Annotated in this window: 2 protein-coding genes and 2 pseudogenes; all 4 read right to left on the reverse strand. The window is 61.5% G+C overall.

What is annotated here, in order from left to right:
* A pseudogene (locus BS629_RS08665) lies at positions 1-207 on the reverse strand (carbohydrate ABC transporter permease); the annotation flags it as partial.
* Between the two features lie 2 nt (positions 208-209).
* Positions 210-683, reverse strand: a pseudogene (locus tag BS629_RS08670) (ABC transporter permease family protein); the annotation flags it as partial.
* Complete coding sequence (locus BS629_RS08675) at positions 680-1,633, reverse strand: carbohydrate ABC transporter permease (protein WP_018241679.1); 954 nt, start codon at positions 1,631-1,633, stop codon at positions 680-682. The gene BS629_RS08675 and the pseudogene BS629_RS08670, both read right to left, overlap by 4 nt.
* A 113-nt stretch (positions 1,634-1,746) precedes the next feature.
* The coding region (locus tag BS629_RS08680; RefSeq protein WP_077988109.1) for an ABC transporter substrate-binding protein at positions 1,747-2,733 on the reverse strand (987 nt) is incomplete at its 5' end.

The raw sequence follows: 2,733 nt of genomic DNA on the forward strand, positions 1-2,733 counted from the left end.
CGAGCCGAGGATCGTTGCCATCGGCAACAGCACCGACTGGAACGGGATGAAGCAGGCAAACAGCATCAGCCCGAACACCAGCGTGTGGCCGGGGAAGCGCCATTTGGTCAGGACATAGCCGTTCAGCGCCCCCATGATGGTGGAGATCGCGACAGCCGGCACGACCATCTTGATCGAGTTCCAGAAGTAGCCCTTGATGCCGGCGCAGNTGTGTGGCCGGGAAAGCGCCATTTGGTCAGGACATAGCCGTTCAACGCCCCCATGATGGTGGAGATCGCGACAGCCGGCACGACCATCTTGATCGAGTTCCAGAAGTAGCCCTTGATGCCGGCGCAGGTCAGGCCGACGCAGGTCTCGCCCCAGGCCTTGACCCAGGGATCGAAGGTCGGCGNGGTCAGGCCGACGCAGGTCTCGCCCCAGGCCTTGACCCAGGGATCGAAGGTCGGCGATTGCGGCAGCGCCAGCATGTTGCCGTTCTGGATCTCGTCCATGGTCTTGAACGAGGTGGTCAGCATGACGAAGAGCGGCATCAGATAGAGGACGGCAAAGATCAGCAGCAGGCCGTAGATGACGGTGCGGCCGATCCAGCGGGTGTTGTTGCTGTTCTTGCTGTCGTTCCTGTCGTCGCCACCCTGCCGCAGCGGTGCGGTCGAGGTTGCTATTGGAGAGGTCACGCTGCTCATCGCGCCTTCTCCTTCAGTTCGGAATAGAGATAGGGAACGATGATTGCCGAGATGGTCATCAGCATGATGATGGCGCTGGCCGAGCCGACGGCCATCTCGTTGCGCTTGAAGGTGTATTCATACATGAAGTTCGACGGCAGCCAGGCCGAGCCGCCGGGGCCGCCCGAGGTCAGCGCCACCACCAGGTCGTAGGACTTGATCGCCATATGGGCGAGCACGATGAAGGCGGACAGAAAGATCGGCCGCAGCAGCGGAATGACAATGCGCCGATAGAGCTGGAAGGCGGAAGCGCCATCGATCTGGGCTGCCTTCATGATCTCGCCGTCGATGCCGCGCAAGCCGGCCAGGAACATCGCCATGACGAAGCCCGACGCCTGCCAGACGCCGGCGATGACGACGGTGTAGATGACGAAGTCCTTGTTCTTGATCCAGTCGAAGTGGAAGCTCGTCCAGCCAAAATGGTGCAGCGTCTGTTCCAGCCCGAGGCCGGGATCGAGGAACCATTTCCAGGCAACGCCTGTCACAATGAAGGACAGCGCCATCGGATAGAGGAAGATCGGCCGGAGCAGCCCCTCGCCGCGGATCTTCTGGTCGAGCAGGATGGCGAGGAACAGGCCGAGCGCCAGGCAGATGCCGACATAGAGGAAGCCGAAGATCGCCATGTTGGTGATCGAGGTGTACCAGGAGGACGGCGGATCGCTCTCGAAGGTCCAGCGCCACAGCCGCTGATAGGCGCGTGGCCCCGTCAGCGCATAGGAGGGAAAGGTCTTGGAATTGGTGAACGACAGATAGGCCGTCCAGACGATGAAGCCGTAGACGAAGATGATGGTGATGACGAAGCTCGGCGCCAGGACGATCTTCGGCAGCGCATCCTGCAGCCGGCCCCTCAACGAGATCGCCGTCGATTGTCTCGGCGTCAAAACCGGATCGGTGGTCGCAACGGTGCTCATGGAATGTCATCTCCTTCCCACAATCGGCCCCGCATGATCATCCCGTATGATCGGCGCGGAGCCTGACGCCTCCCCGCGAGCAGGCGGGGAAGCATTTTAAGTCGACAGTGGTCTCAGCGGGCGTCGTCGATCGCCTGGACGAGCTGCTTGACGGCTTCGTCGGAGGTCTTGATCTGGCCGTGGACGAACTTCGAGACGACATCCTTATAGGCATTGGCGATGGCCGGCGGTGCGCCGTAGCCTTGCGCCAGCGAGCCGAACAGCGTGCCGCCTTCGTTGGCTGCCTTCAGGTCGGCGATGCCCTTCTTGCCGCAAGCGTCGAAGTCGGTATCGGGAACGTCGGTGCGAGCCGGCACCGAACCCTTGACGACGTTGAAGGCCGACTGGAAGCTCTTCGACAGCGTTGCCGTTGCCAGCGCCACCTGGGCAGCCTTGCGGTCATCAGGGACGTTGAACATGCCGAACATGTCGGAGTTGTAGACCACGCTGCCGTCGGTGCCGGGGAAGCGGTAGCAGAGGAAGTCGGTATCCGGCGTCTTCTTGGCGGCGACGAATTCGCCCTTGGCCCAGTCGCCCATCACCTGCACCAGCGCATCACCCTTGATGACCATGGCGGTCGCCAGGTTCCAGTCGCGGCCCGAGAAATTCGGGTCGACATATTTGATGATCGTCGCCAGATTGTCGAAGGACTTCTTCATCGTGTCGGACTTCAGCGATTCCTCGTCGAGGTCGTTGAAGGCCTTCTTGTAGAACTCCGGACCGCCGGTCGACAGCACGATGGAATCGAACATCGTCGCTTCCTGCCAGTTCTGGCCACCAAGGGCGAGCGGGATGACGCCGGCGGCCTTGGCCTTGTCGAGCAGTGCGATCAGCTCGTCGAAGGTCTTCGGCTGGGTGCCGCCGATCTTGTCCATCACAGCCTTGTTGATCCACAGCCAATTGACCGAGTGGACGTTGACGGGAGCTGCAACCCACTTGCCGTCATAGACCGAGAACTTCTGCAGCGCTGCCGGAACCGACTTGTCCCAGCCTTCCTTCTTCGCCGTCTCGGTCAGATCGCCCATGACGCCGGCCTGGGCATAATCGAGCACGGTATAACC

This window comes from Rhizobium leguminosarum bv. viciae USDA 2370 (assembly GCF_002008365.1).
Lineage (GTDB): Bacteria > Pseudomonadota > Alphaproteobacteria > Rhizobiales > Rhizobiaceae > Rhizobium > Rhizobium leguminosarum.

Excerpts from the sequence above, each read along its gene's own strand:
- BS629_RS08675 (WP_018241679.1), bottom strand. The coding sequence starts at position 1,633 with ATGAGCACCGTTGCGACCACCGATCCGGTTTTGACGCCGAGACAATCG.